The 1,296-nt window shown below is 52.9% G+C and carries 1 protein-coding gene; it reads left to right on the top strand.

Annotated elements, in window-relative coordinates:
- Positions 1-83: 83 nt before the first annotated feature.
- The gene (locus OQZ28_RS17510) at positions 84-1,163 is read left to right on the top strand and encodes an IS5 family transposase (RefSeq protein ID WP_007397870.1); all 1,080 of its coding nucleotides are present in this window, start codon (positions 84-86) and stop codon (positions 1,161-1,163) included.
- The last annotated feature ends 133 nt before the right edge of the window (positions 1,164-1,296 follow it).

Genomic DNA, 1,296 nt, shown 5'->3' with positions numbered 1-1,296 from the left:
TGGAGGGTTCTAAAAACTCCATGGTTTTGAGTGCGTATCTGTGATTCCATACCTCCTGTGGTGATTGGGTGGATGAATGAATAATGAAACAGCCTGGTTTCTTTGATGTTGAAGAGCGGCTTGCTCGTTTGAGCGGTCTTGGCGATCAGCTTGAAGCGTTTTCCCGGACTGTGGATTTTGAGGTGTTCCGCCCTGATCTGGAGAAGGCTCTGGCCTATTCAGATGGAAGCAAGGGCGGGCGACCGCCATTTGATCCGGTGTTGATGTTCAAGATCCTGGTGATCCAGACGCTCAACAATTTGTCTGATGAGCGGACAGAGTATCTCATCAACGATCGCCTCTCCTTTATGCGTTTCCTTGGTCTGGGACTTTCAGATCGGGTGCCCGATGCCAAAACAATCTGGCTGTTCCGTGAACGCCTGACACAGGCGGGGGCCATTGAAAGACTGTTTGAGCGCTTTGATGCGACCCTGCGCAGCGCTGGTTATCTGCCGATGTCAGGCCAGATCCTGGATGCCACGCTCGTAGCGGCTCCGAAGCAGCGCAATACAAACGCAGAGAAAGCGGATCTGCGAGCAGGCCGTATTCCTGAAGACTGGCAGGACAAGCCATCCAAACTGTCGCACAAGGACAGACATGCACGATGGACGCTGAAGTTCACGAAGGCGAAGCAGCAGGATGATGGAACCATGCCATCCAGCGATCTTGCCATCCCGTTCTTTGGCTACAAATCCCACGTCTCCATCGATCGGAAGTTTCGGTTCATCCGAAAATGGAAGACGACGGATGCCGCCGCCAGTGATGGTGCGCGATTGAGAGAGGGGCTGCTGGATAAAACCAATACGGCCTCAAGCGTCTGGGCTGATACAGCGTATCGCTCAAAAGCCAATGAAGACTTCATGGAAAAGCATGGCTTTGTCTCAAAGGTTCACAGGAAGAAGCCGCATCTCAAACCCATGCCACTCCATATCCAGCGGTCCAATGCAGGAAAGTCCATGATCCGCTCGCGTGTCGAGCATGTTTTTGCCGACCAGAAATCACAGACGGGATTGTTCATCCGAACTGTCGGTATTACCCGGGCCACCATGAGGATCGGGCTGGCCAATATCGTCTACAACATGCGCCGCTTCCTCTTCCTGCAGCGGATCAGCACCACAGCGTAGCTATCAAGCCGGTAACAGCTCCCAATCTGCTCAAAACGCAGACCGGATGCCATCGCAAAAACCGTCAATCAAATCGCCAAAAGCCAGAAATTACCCGCCAAGCACATCAATCAACGGTTCTTCGATCCCTCCA

It is taken from the genome of Komagataeibacter sp. NFXK3 (genome assembly GCF_054182245.1).
This window is presented reverse-complemented; position numbering and strand designations above follow the sequence as displayed.